Consider the following 19632-nt stretch of genomic DNA (forward strand, 5'->3'; position numbering starts at 1 on the left):
CGGGCGCAAAGAACATCGTAAGAGTAATTGGTGGTTGTGCGTCAGCTATCGAGAGTCCCGTGTACCAGGCCGAGCGGCAGGGCCGCGGGTTTGTCGCAGGTGCTTTTGAGTTCGACGTATTGACCGGAGGCGGAGCTGTCGAGGAAGGCGTGCATGGCGTCGAGGACGTGGTAGGCCATGGCTCCGTTGGCGCGGTGGGGCCGGCCGGATTGGAGCGCGTAGGCCATGTCGGCAACGCCGATGCAGCGGCTGTTTTCGTTGTAGCCGAAGCAGTAGGGGATCTCTTTCCACTCGCCTTTCTTGCCGCGCTTAACCTGGATGACGCCGCCGAAGCTGTTGGGATCGGGCACGGACATGGAACCGGTGGTGCCGTGGATCTCGATGCAGGGGAGGTGGTGTCCCCAGACGTCGAAGGTGGTGACTATCGTGCCAATCGCGCCGTTGTGGAAGTCGATGGTGCCCGCGATGTGCGTGGGCGTATTGACGGTGATCACAGTGCCGTATTTGGGTTCGCTGGTGATGAGCCGTTCGGGGAACGTGGCGCGTGCCGAGCCGGCGATGCGGCGCATCGGGCCGATAAGGTTGACCAGCGCGGTGAGGTAGTAGGGGCCCATGTCGAACATGGGGCCGCCGCCGGGCTGGTAGTAGAAGTCGGGATCGGGGTGCCAGTCTTCGTGGCCGTGGCACATCATGAAGGCGGTGGCGGCGACGGGTTCGCCGATCCAACCGTCGTCGATGAGCTTGCGGCTGGTCTGGATGCCCGCGCCCATGAAGGTGTCGGGCGCGCAGCCGACGAGGACTTTCTTTGCCTTGGCCATGTCGAGCAGTTTCTTGCCGTCTTCGCGGGAGATGGTCAATGGCTTTTCGTTGTAGACGGACTTGCCTGCTTCTACGGCGGCAAACGCGACTTCCGCATGGGCTTTGGGAATGGTGAGATTGATGACGATCTCTATGGCGGGATCGGCGAGTAGTTCCTGCACAGTGCAGGCTTTCGCGATGCCGTGGGCGGCTGCTTTGGCTTCGGCGCGTTCTTTCATGAGGTCGGCGCAGGCGACGATCTCGACGCTTTCGAAGACCTTGCTATTCTTGAAGTAGATCTCGCTGATGTTGCCGCATCCGACGAGACCGCATTTGATGGTTCGCATGTGAGGAGGCTCCCTTTACTTGCTTGCCCAGAGCATACCGCGTTTCATGATTTCGAGACATTCACGGCCTTCGAAATCCTTGGCGACGTGACCGAGCGCGGAGTAGAAGACGCGACCCTCCCCAAACGTGCGCTTCCAAACCACGGGCATCACGCATCCCGCGACCCACGGGGCGTTGGGACCGATGATGCGGGTCGTCGCCAGCACGTCGTTGGACGGGTCGACGTGCATGTAATACTGCTCCGAATGCATCGCGAAATCGGAGATGCCTTCCATGATGGGGTCGCCGGGTTTCACGATGTTGACGGTGTAATCGATGACTCCGCCGGGATGGGCGACGAATTGGCCGCCGGTCATCCATTGGTATTCGCAATTGTTGCGGAACGAATCGCACAGACCGCCGTGCCACCCTGCGATGCCAACACCGCTCTTGACGGCATCGAGCAGTCCGCGTTCTTGCTCGCCGGTCATGGCGCCCATAGTCCAGCATTGGACGATGAGGCTAAGCTTCGACATGCGGTCTTTGTCGGCATAGACTTCAACGGTGTCTTGAACGTCGACATCGTATCCTTGTTCTTTAAGGAAGGGGACGAAGATATCGCTGCACTGTTTGGGTTCGTGGCCATCCCAACCACCCCTTACAATTAACGCGGACTTGGCAAACATAATTACATTTCCTTTTGGTGCGAAAAAAAGGACAGACACGCCGACGCGTAATGCGCTTGTGCCGGTCCCGTTTATGTTGTGTTACGGTTCAATTATTGGGAAATCAGGGACTAATCCGTTTTCGCCAGGGTTCTATTTTTCGCCCCACACGACTCGCGCCGGGGGGATGTTGCGCCAGACGGTCTCGGTAATGCCGCACCGAGTAAACCGGTCGCGAAGTTTACGCCGGAACCGGATACCCGAGGGTAGGACCAGGCTTTGCAGGTACATGTACGTGGCAAAGATACCGCCCGGTCGCAGGGAGTCGAGTACCGCATCCAGCAATTCGTCTTGAAGCTTCTCACTGAACATCGTCCAGGGCAACCCAGAGACGATGGCGTCGCAGTGCGGCAGCCCCGCGTCGTTGAGGTACTTGCGCGTTTCCGTGGCGGAATCGTGAATGACGTTCAGGTCCGGAAAGCGGCTTTTCAGGAGTTCGATGAAGTCTTCATTGATCTCCAATGCGAGAAGTGTTGTACCTGGTTTCGCTTCTTCGACCAAGACTTCCGTAATCGCTCCGGTGCCAGGGCCAAACTCCACGACGATGGATGCATCCGGCACTTTTGCCGCAGAGATCACCAGTGCCCCGAGATGGCGGCTGCTGGGCGTAATGGCACCGACATTTTGCGGCGCCGCCATGAATTCCTTCAGAAATTTCCAAGCATGCAATGTTCTTGAGTCCCCTTTTAGCGAGAATGCGTTTACGTCTTGACGGCCCCACGAGTGACCCCCTCGACGAATTGGCGCTGCAGAATAATGTAAAGAATTACGATTGGAATCACAACGAAAATGGATCCCGCCATCAACAGATTCCAGCGGATCCCCCGCCCCGCTTCCGCCTCTTTCAGATAGGCCAGACCTATCGGTAATGTTCGCATAATCGTGCGGTTCGTCACAACCAGCGGCCAGAGGTAGTCGTTCCAGCGGCCGAGAAGGGCGACGACGGTGATGGCGGCGAGCGCGGGTTTCGAGAGAGGGGTGACAATGCCGAGGGAGATGCGCAAATGGCCGGCGCCGTCGATGCGCGCGGCGTCAATCAATGCGGCGGGCAGCACGCGGAATTGTTGATACAGCACGAACACGGGGAAGGCGTGGGCGGCAGGCGGAATGATGAGCGCCCAGTAGGTGTCGATCCAATCCAGACGGCGCAGCACCAGGAAGTTGGGGACGAGTTTGACTTCGTCGGGAACCATCATGGTGGCGATGACGAGTATGAGAAGTGCGGACTTGCCCGGGAAGCGAATCCATGCGAACGCGTAGGCCATGAGAAGCGCAATGGCGACTTGGAGCGATGTGGCGGCGATGCCGGTGATCGCGCTGTTCATGTAGAAGCGGCCGAAGGGCGCTGCATTCCATGCCTCGCGATAATTCTCCCACCGAAGTTCGGAAGGGATCCACGCGGGGGGATAGGCGGTGACTTCCGCAAGCGGCTTTAAGGAGGTCAAGGCCATCCATGCGAACGGAAACACGAGTAGTCCCGTGACGAGTATTAGCGCCGCGTATGTTAATGCGGTACGCATGGTCAGTTCTCGTAGTGGACCCAGCGTTGGGCAACGCGGAATTGGACAATCGTTACTAGGACGGTCGCAATGAAGAATACGGTCGCGAATGCCGATGCATAGCCGACGCTGAGATCGCGGAAGGCGACGGTGTAGAGGTGATAGACGTAGGTGCTGGAAATGGGATAGACCGGTCCGCCTTCGGTCATGACGGCAACTACGTCAAATGCTTTGGTGGCCGCAATAAAGCCGGTGACCATCAAGAAGAAAGCGGTTGGCGTCATCAGCGGCAGGGTGATGTGGCGCAAGCGCGACAGAGGACCAGCACCGTCGATGGCGGCGGCCTCGTAGACATCGCCGGGCAGACCTTGCAGTCCGGCCAGGAAGAACAGCGAAGCGAAGCCGATTTCTTTCCAGATGCCGACGACCATCAGGGCGCACAGTGCGAGCGAGGAGTTCTGCAGCCAGTTGGGGCCTTGGACACCGAGCGTGGCGTATAAGGATCCAAGCGGGCCGAATTGCGGGTGGAGCATCAGTACCCACGCGAGAGCCGCGGCGGCGGTCGTGGTGACGTAGGGGAGAAAGGCGAGCGTGCGGAAGACGGCGCGTCCCTTAATGCGGCGATTGAGCAGCAGGGCGATGGGGAATGCGCAGCATTGCGCGACGGCGACGACGGAGATGGCGTACATGAACGTGTTGGCGGTTACTTGCCAGAAGGCGGGGTCTTGGGGCAAGTCGATGTAATTGCCGAGACCGTGCCATTCGGGTTTGGGATCGAGGAGGTTCCAATTGGTGAAACTGAGGTAGAAGCTATACGCGATGGGCCAGTACGTGAAGACGGCAAATAGGAGAAAGCCCGGCGCAACAAATGCAATGAAGGCCAGCCACTCGGAGCGGTTCTTGCGCCAAGCGCGGGTGAGTCGATTGAGGAGATTCATTTTAGGAGTTCCAGCAGCATGGCGCGAACATAGGATTTTGTCGGGGGCGAGGTCAAGTGGGAGGCCACGCAAGAATGGAGAGGATCGGGAGGAGACCTCGGTAGAATGCCGACAAGTGTGTCGGCGAAGTGGTCCGCCGCGGCGAATCGTGAGACCATGCCACAGCAAGAGATCTGCCGCGAAAGAACACAAAAGGCGTAAAACAGAATTGCCTGGTAAGCGCACTCGGGGACACGCAGCCGGGGGCAAGGTGTGACACGAAGAAGAGTCTCAACATGCCCATGAATGGGAGGCTACGGGGTGAGCTCTTTCTTGATGTCTTGTTCGGCTTGGGCGTCGGCAGCGCGGAGGGTCGATTCGACGTCGGCATTTTCGAGCATGATCTTGTGGAAGGCGGTATCGAAGGCGTTGCGCACGGCGGGGGACATGTTTACTGAGAAATCGCCGCGAACGTAGGGCAGAGCGTCGTGGATGATTCGGTAGCGCGAATCCTGGAGCATTTCCTTGGCATTTTCCTGCGCTTCCGTCGTGAATGCCAGGTAGCCGGTGCGTTTTGCGTAATAGGCGATCTGTTTGGGTTCGAGCATGTACCGCATGAAGGCCCATGCAGCATCGCGCTTTGTATCGGGGGCAGCCGCGAGCATGACGAGTCCCCCCCCGCCGGGCGCGTAGACTTTCCCCTTGGAGCCTGCTGGATAGTTCGCCACACCGGGCGAGAAAGGCAACGCGCGTTCGAAAACTTCGCCAAACGCGTCTTGCGAGTCGAGGATCATGGCGGCGCGACCGTTGAGGAAGGCAGCGCGGTGTCCGCCGCTTGCCTTATCGGGCAACGTGGCGCAACCCTCGCGGACGAGGGCCTGGATCTGCGTTAGAAGGCGCACGACAACGGGGTCGTCCAGGGTGATGTTGGTGTAGTCGCGGGTCGTCAGCTCGCCGCCTTCGGACCAAATCATGGAGAACAAGGGCCACGTGATGTTCCAAAAGGCAACGCCGCAGCGTTCCACGTTACCCGCCGCGTCACGTTTTGTAAGTCTGCGGGCCGCCTCGAAGAAGGTATCCCACGTGGCGGGAGACTCGGCGAGTCCTGCTTCGGAGAAGGCGTCTTTGTTGAAGTAGAGCACGGGCACCGCGACGTTGAAAGGCAGCCAATAGATGCCATTACCGACGGCCCCGGCCTCAGTGAGCGAACCGGGCCAGCCCGATAGGTCGAGTCCATTCTGTCCGGTTACGTAGGGTTTTAGATCGACCAATGCGCCCGACTTGGCGAATTGGCGGATCTCGAACGTGCCGAGTTGGCTCACTTCGGGGCCTGTACGGCCTGCGAGCGCGGTGAGCAATTTGGTAGCAAGGTCCGAGTAACTGCCTTGGAACTCGGAGGTGACATGAACGCCTGGAGCGGTTGCGTTGTATTGGTCGATCAGCTCGTCTTGGGCTTCACCCGATGCGCCGGTGAGAGTGCGCCAATACGTCAGGGACTCGGCAGGGTTTTCCGGGACTGGATTGCTGCAGCCTGGAATGGCGAGCAAGAACAGCAGTGGCGCGCAAAGGGAACGTACACGTGCGCACGGTCCCATGGACCGGGCAATGAACATGCAGTGTGGATTTCCACGAAACGCGGAAATGGCTTATGACCCCCGAACGACTACAAACTCGGCCAATCCGAGCATGGCGTCGCGATACACACTGTTGGGAAGAGTGGCGATTGCCGCGCGCGCCTCATCGATGTATTCGCGCGCGATTTGTTCGGTGCGCTCGCGCGCGCCGGTTGTCTCCAGCATTTCAGACACCCAATGACGGTCTGATTCGGAAAGCGGCTTGCCTTTGAGCGAGTCGAGGCGGGCTATGCCCTGTGCATCCAGGCCTTCGCGCATGAAGAGAATCGGGACGGTCTTTTTGCCTTCTACGATGTCGCCAAAGGCGGGTTTGCCGAGGGTTGCGGGATCTTGGGACAAGTCCAGGAGGTCGTCCACCAATTGGAATGCGACCCCAAACGCAAGACCGTAGGCATGAAGGTCGGCACGGGGCGTGCCTTCGATAAGGCAGGCTGGCGTGCTGCATGTGACCGCGAAGAGGCTGGCAGTCTTTTGGCGGGCGAGACTCACGCAGGCATCCTGGGAGAAATGCTCGGGACCCAGGCCAAAGTTGGTGAGCTCGCCTTCGGCCATTTCACGCACGGAGCCGATGGCGTTGGTGATAACGGAGCAGTTGTCGTATTGGCCCATGATCGCAATAGCGCGGGCGACGAGGTAGTCGCCTCCCAACACGGCGGTGTGATTGTCCCACATGGCATTCAGGGAGCGCATGCCGTGGCGCAGGTCGGCGCCGTCGATGACATCGTCGTGGGCCAGCGCGGCCAGGTGCAACAGTTCCATCGCGGTTGCCAGCGGAACGAAACGCGACGTGTCTCCGCCGCCGATGGCCCCGGCGGACAGCAGGCACAGGGCAGGGCGGAGCATCTTGCCGCCGACCTGAGGAGCATGGGCGGTATTGCCGTCAACGAGACGCAGGGCGTCTGTCCACAGGTCGGCCACGGCGCCGCGAACGGCGTCCAGGTCCTTCTGAATGGGTTTATAAAGTGCGTTTAGTGTCGTAATTGTCTGCATTTCTTCGGATTGTAGCATGACCGCCGCACAGCGTGCGAATTGACTTCCATTACTGACAGACTTCGAGCATGGACCTCATCCGAGAACCCTTTTTACTCGTAAACGCACCCGCATTGCAATCGATTCCTCCCTGCAATCACCCGTTGAGCGTTTCCCGCATTGGGTTTAGAATGGATGTGCTGCTCCGATGCGTGATGGGATGAGGGAGCGCCTATGAGAAACGACGCGATCCCAAAGGTGTTCGATGCCATTGCTGCGGGAGAATGGCCTCAGGCTAAAGCGCTCTTTGAAAGCGATCCTTCGTTGCTGGAGGCCAAAGACGGCGACGGTTTCACCCCGCTGATGTTTGCTGTTGAGAACGGTTGCATGACGGTCGCACGTCTCTTGGTTGACCTCGGCGCCAACGTGAACGCGTGCGATGGATATGGCGACTCGCCCCTCTACTTTGCTGTTCGAAGCGGGAACAAGGGCATGGTTCAGCTCCTTGTCCAGCGGGGAGCGGACGTGAATGCCGTAAACGTGGCCGGGTGGACTCCCCTTCATGAGGCGGCCGACGATGATTCGCGCGCGATGGCGGAACTTCTGCTTGCGCTTGGCGCCGATTCGCATATCCGCGACAAGGAGGGCAGAACGCCGCTCGACTGTGCGCGGGCCAATGGACATCTGTCTGTGATGCATCTGTTGGAGAAGCGCGGGTGAGAGGGATGCCTTATAGTCGCATGCCGACAAGTGTGTCGGCGGAGTGGTCCGCGCGGCGGATCAGCAGACCCTGACACAGCGACGGTCAATGGCGACAAAAGAAGCCCGGCGCGATGGCCGGGCTCAGCTACTCTCACTTGATGGGGCTAGAATTCTCGTTTCAGGCGTTCTAATACTTCCAGTCCGCGTTCAATCACGCGGTTGTCCGCAGCGAAACTCAACCGGAAGTGCGTCTTCCGTTCGCTGAATACCGAGCCGGGGATGATGAGCAAACTATTTTCGATGGCCTTCTTGACGAAGGCGTCGCCGTCGCCGCCGGGGGCTTCGGGGAAGGCATAGAACGCGCCGGTGGGTTTCGAGAGGGTATACCCGATGCGTTGCAGGCCGTCCGCAATGAGGTCGCGCTTCTGGCGGTATGCGGCAATCTTCTCGGAGGTGTCTTGGTGCAGCGATACCACGGCAGCCTTCTGCGCGAACGAGGGCGCGCAGACGAACGTATATTGCTGTAGCGTGTTCATTTCGTTGATGATGTCTTTGGGGCCTGCCGCGTAGCCGATACGCCATCCGGTCATGCCTGCTGATTTTGAGAACCCATTCAGCACGATCGTGTTTTCGTACAGTCCGGCCATGCTGGCCGGGGCGCCGTCGTACATGAATTGTTCGTAGATGTCGTCAGTGATGACGAGCAGGTTATGTTTCTTGGCGACTTCGGCGAGTTCTTTCATTTCGTCAATCGTCAAAGTCACGCCGGTGGGATTCGAGGGCGAGTTTACAATCAGTACTTTGGACTTGGGTGTAATCGAGCGCTCGACGGCTTCGGCTTTCAGCTTGAAGTCGGGGTAGGTATCGACGAATTTGCAGACGCCGCCGAGCAGGTTCGTCAGATGCTTGTACATGACGAAATAGGGATCGGCGACGATGACCTCGTCTCCGGGATTGACCGTGGCCATCAAGGCGAGGAAGAGCCCGCCCGAGACGCCACCGACAATCATCGCGTTTTCGATCGTTGCGCCGAAGCGCCGCTCGTAATAGGCGACAACTTCTTCGCGAAGCTCGTCGATGCCCCAGGTCTGGGTGTAGCGATTGAATCCCTTTCGGATTTGTTCGATGGCGACTTCTTTCACCTCGTCATCGACATCGTAGTCGGGCTGTCCAATGCTCAGATTAATGGGGTCTTTCAGTGTTGCGGCGAGGGCAAACACCTTGCGGATTCCGCTCGAATCGATGCGCCCCATGCGTTCGGCAATGAAACTCATATGTACTCCTCACGTTGCTGGAAGTCTGATTATGCCATAAACATGCGCAGTGTTGTGGAATTCACGCGTCAAGCGGCAACAGATACCCGTCCGTAGCCGCGATGACTTCCACGCCCAATTCATCTGCCAGCGACGCCGCTACGCGTTCGGGGTTTGCCTCCAGCATCGACAATCCGAAGTGAGTGAGTACGACCTTGCCCGGGGAAGCACCGCGCACGATGCGGCGTACATCGTCAATGCATAGGTGGAGAATGGAGGGATGGGGGGGCTCCTCCAGAAACGTGACGGATATGACTAGAACGTCGACGCCCGCGTAGGAAGTTTCCAGACCTTCAAAGTACTTCGAGTCGACAAGGAAACCGCATTCCACGCCGTCCACCTCGAAAATGACGCCTTGCGTTTCGACGCCGTGATGGTGCGGGGCGGATGTCCGGAAGGCAATGTCCTGAAAGGTGTAGCGCTCGTCGGCCGCTAGCGGGGTGATGGTATCCAAGAATGAACGTAGGTAGTTGAAGACGACCGAATTGCCCCCTTCCAGGCAAGATTGCGGGGCGTACAGCGCCCCGCGCTTCTTGTAGCCACCGGCGGTCATGCCGTCGATGAGGATATTCACATCGTTGCAGTGGTCGATGTGGCCGTGGGTCACGATGATGGCATCGAGTGTCGCGGGGTCGATAGGCGGCCTGGCCATGGCGCAGCGAACCAAAGCGCCGGGACCGGGATCTAGGTATATGCGCTTGCCCTTCAGAGACAGGAGCGTACCCGCCGATGAGCGAAGTTGCCTAGAAACGACCCAGCGGGAACCTGCAGTACCCATGAAACGGACGTAGTTGATGTGGGGAGTGTGCTCTTCCATTTTCGTATCTCAAAACAGGTGGAAGCGTCACCATACGCAAAGAGTGTGGTGGATGCAAGAGTTGAAATGGGCTGCTCAGGCAGGGTCAGGGCGATGGAGCATGAGAGTGTCCGTGACACCGCTGCTGGTCAGGGTGCGAGGCCATTCTTGCGTGACACTGTCGAATTGCCGCCACGTTTCGGTCAGGGGATCGCGGTTTGGCCCGAGCGCGAGTGGCGCACGCGTTGCGTAGGATAAGTAGCGATGGCTGTCGTCGATCACAAGCATGCTGCCGGGTTTGAGCTTGTCGAGCACCGCGACTGCGCAGACGTCACGGCGATCCGAGAGTCCGTCGATCAATGCGAAGTCGAGAGAGGATTCGGGTAATTCGAGTATGGGATCCAAATAGGCATCGGACTGCGCATCGCGCAGGATCTGGGTGACGTTGGCGACGCCCTTTTCCTTTAGCTGCACTGTAATCTTCGTATGCCATTTCGGGTCGTGCTCGACACTGGTTAGCCTCGCGACACGTCGCGCAATCCAGAGCGTGCTGCGCCCAGACCCGTATTCGAGGGCGACGTGGTGCGGCCTCAGCCAAGCCTGGATCGCGGCGATGGCCACAGGCGTGAGCCAAGGCGCATCCGGGTTTCGCCACTCGAACACGGAAAGCCGAAACCGGTCGAAGGCGTATCTCGCGGACCAATGTGACCAGGACGACACCAGTATTGCCTACGGTTTGGCGGACTTCTGGTAGTCTTCGAAAAGGGAACCGAGCTTTGCTTTCGTGGCGTCGCCTTTGTGAATGACGAGGCGATAGCGCAGCGTGAACGATTCGCCGGGCTTCAAGGTGTAAGGGTCGTTTTGCGGCCAGGAAGCGCCGAGGAATGCGTAATGGCGCATGATCCATCCTGGATGGGGAAAGCCGGGATTGGATGGGTGCTGAAAGACCGCGACACCTTCGGTGCGATTGCTCTTGGGGTTCTTCCATGCGATGTCTGCCCAAGGTGTCGGACACGATAGCGCGTCTTCGGCAATAAGTCCCGAGATGGCTGTGAACGTGAAGGGTTTGAATGCGTCGTCGGGACGGAAGCAGAAGCCGCCGTATCCCTTTTTGTCGACGGGCGACCCTTGGAAGGTAACGGCATCGCCGGCCACATTCTCGAAGGTCAGTTCGAAGTCGATATCGCGATGTTTCTTCTTAACGGGATGTACGACAAACCGGATATGTTCGCGGATGATCGGCGTCGAATCCCCGTCAAAGTACCAACCGTTTTCCACAGCGAAGGTCGCCGTATCGCCCGAAACGCCCTTTTCGGTCCATTTCTCAAAGACGGGGCGAGCATCGACCAGTTCCCATACGTTGAGCTTGCGGTCGCCGACGTGGCAGTTGGGCCACGCCCAGAAAACGCCACGATGGTGGAAATGGTCCTTCGGGAAGTCTTGCGTGATGACATTGCCGTCGAGATCGTAAAGCGGGTGGATGTAACAACCTCGTCGAAACTTCTGATCCACGCCCTCAGGCGGTTTTACCTCCGCTGCATTGAACACCAAGACCGGCTTGCCTTTGTCTGTCAGCGTAACTCCTTGGGGGTTCTCTTGTATGGCGAAATCCGAAGCGGCCGCAGCCGCCCCAATAGCAAGACAGTGAAGGCTAAGCAGCAACGTCACTGGTGTGAGCATAAGTTTACGTGTCATCGTGAGACTCCTGTGATTGTCTTGCTATGCGGACTTCGATTGTTCAACCAATGCGCCCAACTTGGCCTCGTCTACAGTGATACCTAGTCCAGGTCCTTTGGGAATGCGAACCTTTCCGCCCACTGGTGTGAAAGGTTCGGTGATAACACTTGCGCCCAGAAACTGGGGACCATTCAACGCCGCAGGATACTTCAGGCCAAACGCACCGTAGAGAATAAGCGAGGCGGCGAGCGAAACATCCGGGTCGGTCAATCCGCTGCCGAGGAACCAGAGGCCCGCGTTGTGCAGAATCTCGATCTGTTCGCGCGCGGACACGAGACCTCCGCAACGCGCGGGCTTCATGGCTACGCCGTCGCAGCAATCCAGTTTGATGAACTCCATCAGGTCGGATGGTGAAATGACGCCTTCGTCCAAGATGATAGGCAATGCGCCGAGCTTCTTCAGGTCGCGAAAGCCCGTGAGCCGGTTCGCGGGGAGCGGTTCCTCCAGAACAGCCAACCCTGCGTCCGCTAGTTTGGGGATTACATCCATGGCAGTCTTAAGGTCGTATCCCCCGTTGGCATCACCCCAAAGGAAGCCGTCGGGGGCGAGTTGCTTGACCATCTTGCAGAGTTCGAGATCGAACTTGGGGTCTGGGGCGACTTTGATATTGAAGTTCTCGAATCCCTTTTCGCGCCCCTTCTGAATAAGCGGCTCCACTTCGTCGAGAGTCTTCGGGTTCAGCGTCCAACTTAGGAGCAGTTCATCCGGGGTGGTGCGTCCCCACAGTTCGGCGATGTTTCGCCCCGAGGCTTTCCCGATTAGGTCGTGGAGCGCGATATCGATCCCTGCTTTGGTGATCGGCGCGCCAGTCGAAAACGAATTGGCAATTTCCCGATTCATGGCGGCGTGGATGCCGGGGAGATCGAAGGGATTCATGCCGATAAGTATCGGCTTCAAGTAGTTCTCGATGGTGGCAATCGCGCCTTCTAGCGTTTCGTAGCTCCAGCGCGGCACAGGCACGCTTTCACCCCAACCGATTGTGCCGTCGTCCGCCGTAATCTTGATGAGAATCGATGGACGTCCACCGCTCGATGTCGGACCCTCGAAGAACTTGAAGCGCATGACGGTCGGATAGCGGACCGGAAAGATGTCGATCTTCTCAATCCGTTTGGGACTGCTGGGGGCGGCATAGGCATTAAACGATAGGCTTGTCATGACTGCGCCCGATGCGGCAAGAAACTGCCGCCTGGAGAGTGTCCACATCGTCAACTCCTTTTTTCGCCATGGTGCACACGGAGTCTGAATATTGTGCACGCCGCAGACGGGGACGCGCAAACTGCGGGTCACCAGAAGGGGGCGGGAACGAGCGTAGCTTTTCGCAGTTTGACGGGCTATGGGGGTAGGCGCGATGCTGCGTGGGCAGGGGCATTCTGTCGAAGGTGCATCGTGTGCGATGGCTCCGGCGGCATGCGCAAACGCGCATCCGCGACCTAAGACTGCTATACTTCGGCCGTCGAACTTTCCCGCTATCTATGCCGTGTTCAGTTCCGTTGTGAAGTCAATCTCGGTGAAGTTGGACTGCGACTCTATGCCCATGCATTTCCTTTTGCGAGAGTTCAGACGCGTGATTGAGCCCGATTCCTCCCGTCGGGATGTCGACCTTTTGTACTGGCGTGAGTACATTCTGAACGCCATCCTGTTTGTTGGTGTGATTCTGGGCACCGTGACGTACGTCCCCAGTTTGTATATGTCAATTGTCGGCGGGGTCTACGGCGTAGCATTCATCGATACCGTGGTTTTGCTGATTGCAGTGGGACTTTTCTTCGGCAAGAGGATTCCGTTTCATTTCCGGTCGGTTGGCCTGATATCCATGATGTATGTGCTGGGCGTTTGGCTTTTGGTGTCGGTGGGTCCAATTAGCCAAATCTATCTGTTTGCGTTCTCGGTCATGGCGGGCTTGCTTCTAGGTGTGCGCGCGGCAATCGCCGCGCTCGTGCTGAACGCGGTTACCTTGCTTTTTGTGGGGTTCACGAGCGGAACCGGGTTTTACAGTCCCTTTCTGCCGGAAGACAACCGGCTAGTCGCATGGTCTGTCACTACGCTCAATTTTCTCTTCGTAAATGCGGTCATCAGTCTGTCGCTATCGGTCCTTCTCAAGGGCTTGGAGCAATCATTGGCGAGCGCAAATGCCGCTACTTCTGCATTGCGCGACGAGCAATCTCAACTCCTGAGAAGCAACCTGCTGCTGCATGAGGAGATGGCGGAGAGAAAGCGCGTGGAACAGGAGCTCCATCAGCTTGGAATGGCCGTGGAGCAAGCGTCGGAAGTCATTGCCATCATCGACACGGAAGGCAAAGTACTGTACGTCAATTCCGCATACGAGCGATTGACCGGAATCCCACGGCAAGAACGGCTGCAGCAAGCAGTCGATGTATTGGTCGAGATAGATTCGACTCCGGGCCAAGGCCGCCCGCTTTGGGAAGCCATTTCGGCGGGTAGCGCTCTTGAAGGACGTTTCAAGCTGAGGAAGGGCGACGGAGGGACGTGCAGCGTCGAAATGACCGTTTCGCGGATGTTCAATAACCTGGGCGAGATGGTGAGCTATGTGATCGTGCTTCGAGACGTGTCGCAGGAGGCGATCATGGAGCAGAGGCTCCAGCAGGCTGCGAAACTGGAGTCTATCGGTACGCTTGCGGGCGGAATCGCGCACGATTTCAACAATATCCTCGCGTCCATTCTTGGGCATTCTGAACTGCTGCTCAGAGGAAATCTTCATGAGGATGAATCGCGCGGAAGTGCCGAGGAGATTGTGCAGGCGAGTCTTCGCGCGAGGGATCTGGTCCGGCAAATTCTGACGTTCAGCAGACAGTTGGAGGTGCAGTGCCGCAACGTGAGCTTGAAGGAAGTTGTCGACGAGGCCATGCGGCTGCTGCGGCCAACGATTCCGTCGACAATAGAGATCGTGGTCGAAACCAATGGTCATTCGGGACATGTATTCGCGGATCCCATTCAGCTTCATCAAGTCGTGATGAATCTCTGCGCGAACGCGTATCATGCGATGGAAGCGGGCGGAGGTGTTCTGTCAATTTCGCTCGATGAGATTGTCGCCGATGACGATCTTGCTGGAAGGTACCCTCATTTGGAGAGCGGGAAGGAGTTCGTGCAGTTGCTCGTGAACGATACGGGTCATGGCATGGATGCTCAAACGATGGAGCGGATCTTCGATCCCTTCTTCACTACCAAAGAAAAAGGGAAGGGCACTGGCCTTGGCCTTTCCACGGTTCACGGCATAGTCTCGAGCCTGGGTGGCGAGATCGCGGTGTACAGTGAAGTAGGCAAAGGCACGAGTTTCACGGTCTATTTCCCACGGCTGGCGCCGGCGGAGATACCTTCTAATGCGCCGCGCGCAGGCAGCGTCGAGTCCGGCGGGAATCAGCGCATCATGCTGGTGGATGACGAAGACGCGCTCTTGCGCCTGGGGCAGCGCATGCTGGAAGGCTTTGGATACCGCGTGGTCACGTACAACCGAAGTCCAGTGGCGTTGGAGGAGTTCCGCAAATCTCCGGAAGCATTTGACCTGGTCATAACCGATCAGACCATGCCGTCTATGACGGGTACTCAATTTGCGCAAGAATTGCGCGCAATTCGCGCGAATCTGCCCATAATTCTATTGTCCGGATTCAGCGAACAGTCGATTAGCGGGCATGCGGGACGCAATGGACTCTTTAAATTTGTGCACAAACCATTTACTCGGGTCGACTTGGCCCGCGCAGTCGCCGAATCGCTTCAAGCAGCATCGAAAGGCGACGAACCAGCCGATTAGAGGAAGCAGGCGAAGCGACGGAGCTTGCGGGATTACCCCTTTACGCCGCCCAACTGAATGCCGCTCACAAGGTAGCGCTGCATCAAAACAAACAGGATGATCATCGGCAGCACATTAAGAACGGAGGCGGCCATGATGAGGTTTGTTTGTTGGGCGTAGACGGTGTCGAAGTAGAGCATGCCAACGGGCAGGGTTCGCAAGTGCTCGGTCTTGATGAGGATGAGCGGCCACAGGAAACTCCCGTAGTTGCCGATGAAGGTGAAGATGGCAAGCACGATCAGGCCGGATCGTGACAGCGGCATGATGAGTTCCCAGAAGACCTGCCAGGAATTCGCGCCGTCGATGGTGGCGGCTTCATCGAGTGACGGAGGAATGGTGAGCATGAATTGACGCAGGAGGAAGGTGCCGAAGGCACTGAACGAAACGGGGATGATCAGTCCGAGATAGGAGTCCAGGAGTTTCATCGACACCAGGATCGTGTAGTTGGGAATCATTGTCACGATGATAGGCACCATCATCGTTGCGAGATAAAGCTTGAAGACGGTATCGCGCCCGCGCCATTCGAGCCGCGCAAATGCGAACGCGGCCATGGCGCTGGTAATGCAGGTAAGCAAGGTAACCCAGCCCGCGACGAGGATGCTGTTAAAGTAATACTTGCCGAAGGAGATGTTCTCCGTGGTGAACACATCCATGTAATTTCCAAAGCGCCATTCGGTAGGGATTGGGTTGAGCATTTCGACTTCGCTGAGGGGTTTCAGGCTGGTGAGGATCATCCACGCGAAGGGCGTCATCATCATGAGGGCGATAAGCATAAGGACGACGTGAAACGTCAGACGCAGCCATGCGGGGTCCTGACGTCCGTCTCGCGGCTGTTTCTTAGTAGTTGACGTGCCTGCTTCCATAGCGCCAATTCACCATAGTTATCGCAAAAATGATCGAGAACAGCACCCATGCCACGGCGGATGCGTAGCCAATCTCAAACTCTTCGAAGGCTTTTGTGTAGATATAGTAGGCGAGCGTTTTTGTAGTGCCCGCCGGGCCGCCTTCTGTCATGCTTCGGGCCTGCTCGAAGCCACCCTGCAACCCGGTGATAAAACTCATGACGACGATGAAGAAGGTAGTTGGGGCGAGCTGGGGCCACATGACGTGGCGGAACTTGGCCCACATGCCCGCGCCGTCAATGTCCGCCGCCTCGAAAAGGTCCTTGGGAATGTTGGCGATGCCCGCGAGGTAGAGGAGCATGTTGGAGCCGCCCACGAACATCCAGATGGTCATGATGACGATGGCGTCGCGCGCTCCGAAGCCGAATTGCGTGAAGTCGATCCCAACGTGGTCGGCGGCCAGCGCCGCGATGTTCTGCGTGGACCCCAGCCAGTCTGGGGCATGCCAGCCGGTCAATCCGAAGAGATCGAAGAACCACTCGATGACAAGGTTAATCGGACCGAAGTGGGGATTGAAGAGCTTCTTCCAGAGGATGAACATGGCGATGCCGGAAGTGAAACTGGGCAGGTAGAAGAGGGTGCGGTACGCGATTACGCCACGGATGTTGCGGCTCAAGAGAATCGCGAGCGCGAGCGAGCCCGCGATGCAGAATGGCATGGAGAGCAAGAGGTAGATGGTGTTGTTGAAGTAGAGCCAGAATTGCGGGTCATGGAACAGTTTTACAAAGTTGCCGAGCCCAATCCAGTGCAGCGGGACCGTCTTCATCAGGTTCCAGTTCGTGAACGCCGCTCCCAATGAAAACAGTACAGGTCCCAAGGTGAAGACAAGGAAGCCCGCGAGGTTCGGCGCCAGAAACAAAAGGGCCGTGGTTCTGACTGAAGCGGCTCGCTTCATGGCGCGTCTTCCGGGCGATCCCACGCGGGCCGCGCCCCGTTGGAGACAGCCTCCATGTATTGCTCCTTAATGACCGGGTCCATCCGCAACAGGTCGACGATTGCCTCGTTGATGAGCTTGGTCGCGTCGCGGACGCCCGCTTCCGCCGATTTCTGGTCCAGCCGGATGAGCTCCGTCTGTATCTTTAGAATCTTGTCGACCGTGCCGCCGTTGACATACGGGGAGTTTTCTTCCGGCACCGCATTCTCAAGCGAGTCGCGCCAGACTTGGTTGTAGTCTTCCTGCGGATAGCGCGGGTCATGCAGGAATTCGTCGGTGTAGCAGTACTTTTTCACGGGGGCCAGGGCATCCGCCTGCTTGTTAATCAATTCGTTCCATTCCTTGCTGTGCAGGCATTGGATGAACTTCAGCGCGGCGTCAAGGTGCTTGCCGTTGGTGTTTACAATTGTGGCGCGCGCGCCCCCCATGATGCGGCGCGTAGGGCCTGCGGGTAGCGGAGCCGTGCCGAGGCGTAGCTTGGAGAACTCCGGTTGTCGCATGAGTTGGAGCCACCAGCGACCGCCGATTGCCATTGCACCGCGCTCTGCAGCGAAGATGTTGAGGTGTTCGAAACCCCAACCGCCGGAGCGCGCCATGTAGCGTTCCTCCGAGTACGAGGGCATGACGCGGTGTTTGAAGATCAAGTCCTGGAGGAAGGTGAATGCCGCGATGGATTCAGGCGAATCGAGTGTGCAGCGCGTACCTTCCGGCGTGTACATCGACGCACCCCACTGGTAGAGAACCGATTTCCAGTCCCAGTACCCGAGAAAGCCGTACTGCACGGGGCGGCCGCGCTCGTCGCGGATAGTCAGCTTCTTGGCGATGGCGATAAAGTCGTCCCACTTCCAGTTGGCGTCGGGATACGGTATGCCCGCCTCGTCGAAGAGTCGCTTGTTGTACCAGATGGCCGGCGCATTCGCGTTGCCTGGGTGCCCATAGACGCGGTTGTTGAAGATGACCGTGTTCTTGGCGCAGGGCCAGATCTCGTCGATGTCCACTCCTATCTTCGGTAGCTCGTCCGTAAGGTCGTAGGCGATGCCAGCCCGCGCGAAGAGCGACGTCTGCCAGGGGAAGTAGCTGTCATAGAGATCAGGACCGACCCCTGCAAGGCACTGAACCATGATCTTCTCAAAGGCCCCCGGGTTAGGGTCCAGGGTAAGCTCGTACTCGGGATTCATCTGGTTGAAAAGGGCAATTTGCTCGCGACGGGTGGGGCTGTCATCACAAGCCCAGATGAGCTTAATACGATTGGGGTCCGACGCAGGTACCCAAACGTGCGCGACGAGGGATAGCAGAAGCATCCCCGCAAATGCGCCCATGAATACGTGTTTCATCCGGCCCCCTGTGGCTGCTGATTCAGTGGGGAGTGTACCTTCTGGGCGGGCAGGATTTCCACATGACCCCTTGCGCGTCCAAAAGACTGCGAAAAACGGGGCATATTGTCATTACAGGTTGTCAAGTAGGTCGTATGCTGCCGGTGCTCGAGGCAAAAAAGTGAGGCGGCGGGCTCGGTGGGGAGCCCGCCGCTCGCAGCCTAGGAAGCTGGCAGTCTACCAGCAGATTGCGTTAGTTGAGCGGAGAGGAGGATACCGTTACCGCGCTGCCGTCTGCCGTGAACCGGATGACGCCCGATTCGTCGACGAAGTATTGGCGGTAACCCGTCCGGCCAGCCGCTGCCGGGGTTGCCGTGCAGGTGTATGCGGGCATTGTCGTCGCAGTACCATTCACGACGTTGACCGTGAACACATAGCCTTGCTTCGAACCCGCGCCAAGAACCTGATCGATAAAGGGCGGGGTCGCGCCGGCGCCGTCGGGATTTGCCAATTGCGCCAAGGAACCATAGTCGCCCGTACCATCTGCGTCGGTGTCAACAAATGCTGCCGTCTGGAATGCCACTTCACCCGTGGAAATCGTGCGCATCGCGCCAGCCGCGCTCGCTTCGTTTGCGCTCATGCGGGAGCGGAGCAGGTTGGGGATGGCGATGGCGGCGATGATCGCGATGATGGCGACTACGATCATCAACTCGATGAGTGTGAAACCGGATTCTTTGTGTTGCATTTTCATACCGTAACCCTCCAATTGAAACCCGTTACTGCCAAGATTCGAATACTCACCCTCACATGGGTGAGATTGCGTTCAACTTTCGCGATGAATAATAACAAGCGGGGTGCCAAGACGAGATCCCGAGTGGCAAGTTGCTTTATTATAAAGAGTTAAGGGGTGTCTACGTGTGTGAATAGCGACGTTGAGTGGTAATTACGTGACAACGGCGTGTCGTGAAGTGACGTTTTTTGTCATTCGAATGAAGTACTCACGACAGCGTTATGGGTTGGCCCGAAATCCGCCGAGACGCTGAATCGTGCCGATGTACATTGCGGGGTAGTCGTTATCTGCTGAGGCGGGAGTCCCGCACTATGCTGCAAGGCACGCTACACAGAGGCCGCATTCCGCTTACAGCGGGAGAGGGTTACTCCGCGATCGAAAGCAGCAGGACCAATTGGCCTTTGGGCATGTTGAGGCCGCCGAGGACGAGGTGCTTCCCGGGTACTACCGCGCACGTAGCGTTGAGCGCCTCGC

Annotated in this window: 18 protein-coding genes; 2 read left to right on the top strand and 16 right to left on the bottom strand. The window is 57.9% G+C overall.

Annotated features, from left to right (window positions below; translation table 11 throughout):
* Positions 1-41: 41 nt before the first annotated feature.
* From K1Y02_12155 to K1Y02_12185, 7 genes are all read right to left on the bottom strand, one after another.
* On the bottom strand, positions 42-1145 hold the full coding sequence (locus K1Y02_12155) for a Gfo/Idh/MocA family oxidoreductase (GenBank protein MBX7257106.1): 1104 nt from the start codon (positions 1143-1145) through the stop codon (positions 42-44).
* A 15-nt stretch (positions 1146-1160) separates the two neighbouring features.
* Positions 1161-1811 carry a ThuA domain-containing protein gene (locus K1Y02_12160; GenBank protein ID MBX7257107.1) on the bottom strand — a complete coding sequence of 217 codons (651 nt, stop codon included), beginning with the start codon at positions 1809-1811 and terminating at the stop codon, positions 1161-1163.
* 132 nt (positions 1812-1943) lie between these two features.
* On the bottom strand, positions 1944-2489 hold the full coding sequence (locus tag K1Y02_12165) for a methyltransferase domain-containing protein (protein ID MBX7257108.1): 546 nt from the start codon (positions 2487-2489) through the stop codon (positions 1944-1946).
* A gap of 62 nt (positions 2490-2551) precedes the next feature.
* The gene (locus tag K1Y02_12170) at positions 2552-3370 is read right to left on the bottom strand and encodes a carbohydrate ABC transporter permease (protein ID MBX7257109.1); all 819 of its coding nucleotides are present in this window, start codon (positions 3368-3370) and stop codon (positions 2552-2554) included.
* A gap of 2 nt (positions 3371-3372) precedes the next feature.
* Positions 3373-4287, bottom strand: a complete 915-nt coding sequence (locus tag K1Y02_12175; protein ID MBX7257110.1) for a sugar ABC transporter permease — start codon at positions 4285-4287, stop codon at positions 3373-3375.
* 293 nt (positions 4288-4580) lie between these two features.
* On the bottom strand, positions 4581-5879 hold the full coding sequence (locus tag K1Y02_12180; GenBank protein ID MBX7257111.1) for an ABC transporter substrate-binding protein: 1299 nt from the start codon (positions 5877-5879) through the stop codon (positions 4581-4583).
* A 33-nt stretch (positions 5880-5912) separates the two neighbouring features.
* On the bottom strand, positions 5913-6908 hold the full coding sequence (locus K1Y02_12185) for a polyprenyl synthetase family protein (GenBank protein ID MBX7257112.1): 996 nt from the start codon (positions 6906-6908) through the stop codon (positions 5913-5915).
* A 195-nt stretch (positions 6909-7103) separates the two neighbouring features.
* Here K1Y02_12185 and K1Y02_12190 point away from each other — a divergent pair, with 195 nt between their 5' ends.
* On the top strand, positions 7104-7589 hold the full coding sequence (locus tag K1Y02_12190; protein ID MBX7257113.1) for an ankyrin repeat domain-containing protein: 486 nt from the start codon (positions 7104-7106) through the stop codon (positions 7587-7589).
* A gap of 146 nt (positions 7590-7735) precedes the next feature.
* Here K1Y02_12190 and K1Y02_12195 read toward each other — a convergent pair whose 3' ends face one another.
* The 5 genes from K1Y02_12195 to K1Y02_12215 form a co-directional block, all read right to left on the bottom strand.
* Positions 7736-8845, bottom strand: a complete 1110-nt coding sequence (locus K1Y02_12195) for an aminotransferase class I/II-fold pyridoxal phosphate-dependent enzyme (GenBank protein MBX7257114.1) — start codon at positions 8843-8845, stop codon at positions 7736-7738.
* A 61-nt stretch (positions 8846-8906) separates the two neighbouring features.
* Positions 8907-9701, bottom strand: a complete 795-nt coding sequence (locus K1Y02_12200; protein ID MBX7257115.1) for an MBL fold metallo-hydrolase — start codon at positions 9699-9701, stop codon at positions 8907-8909.
* Between the two features lie 75 nt (positions 9702-9776).
* The gene (locus tag K1Y02_12205) at positions 9777-10400 is read right to left on the bottom strand and encodes a class I SAM-dependent methyltransferase (protein ID MBX7257116.1); all 624 of its coding nucleotides are present in this window, start codon (positions 10398-10400) and stop codon (positions 9777-9779) included.
* A 9-nt stretch (positions 10401-10409) separates the two neighbouring features.
* Positions 10410-11375, bottom strand: a complete 966-nt coding sequence (locus tag K1Y02_12210) for a PmoA family protein (GenBank protein MBX7257117.1) — start codon at positions 11373-11375, stop codon at positions 10410-10412.
* A gap of 24 nt (positions 11376-11399) precedes the next feature.
* Complete coding sequence (locus K1Y02_12215) at positions 11400-12620, bottom strand: mandelate racemase (GenBank protein MBX7257118.1); 1221 nt, start codon at positions 12618-12620, stop codon at positions 11400-11402.
* Between the two features lie 361 nt (positions 12621-12981).
* Here K1Y02_12215 and K1Y02_12220 point away from each other — a divergent pair, with 361 nt between their 5' ends.
* Positions 12982-15180, top strand: coding sequence for a response regulator (locus K1Y02_12220; GenBank protein ID MBX7257119.1), 2199 nt, complete (start codon positions 12982-12984; stop codon positions 15178-15180).
* A 32-nt stretch (positions 15181-15212) separates the two neighbouring features.
* Here K1Y02_12220 and K1Y02_12225 read toward each other — a convergent pair whose 3' ends face one another.
* From K1Y02_12225 to K1Y02_12240, 4 genes are all read right to left on the bottom strand, one after another.
* A complete protein-coding gene (locus tag K1Y02_12225) occupies positions 15213-16082 on the bottom strand; it encodes a carbohydrate ABC transporter permease (GenBank protein MBX7257120.1) in 870 nt (289 codons plus the stop codon).
* The gene (locus K1Y02_12230; GenBank protein ID MBX7257121.1) at positions 16057-17016 is read right to left on the bottom strand and encodes a sugar ABC transporter permease; all 960 of its coding nucleotides are present in this window, start codon (positions 17014-17016) and stop codon (positions 16057-16059) included. The genes K1Y02_12225 and K1Y02_12230 overlap by 26 nt, the downstream gene beginning before the upstream one ends.
* Positions 17013-18389, bottom strand: a complete 1377-nt coding sequence (locus tag K1Y02_12235; protein MBX7257122.1) for an extracellular solute-binding protein — start codon at positions 18387-18389, stop codon at positions 17013-17015. The genes K1Y02_12230 and K1Y02_12235 overlap by 4 nt, the downstream gene beginning before the upstream one ends.
* Before the next feature lie 232 nt (positions 18390-18621).
* Entirely contained in the window at positions 18622-19119 is a 498-nt protein-coding gene (locus tag K1Y02_12240; protein ID MBX7257123.1) for a prepilin-type N-terminal cleavage/methylation domain-containing protein, read from the bottom strand.
* Positions 19120-19632 lie beyond the last annotated feature (513 nt).

Source organism: Candidatus Hydrogenedentota bacterium, assembly GCA_019695095.1.
GTDB lineage: Bacteria > Hydrogenedentota > Hydrogenedentia > Hydrogenedentales > SLHB01 > JAIBAQ01.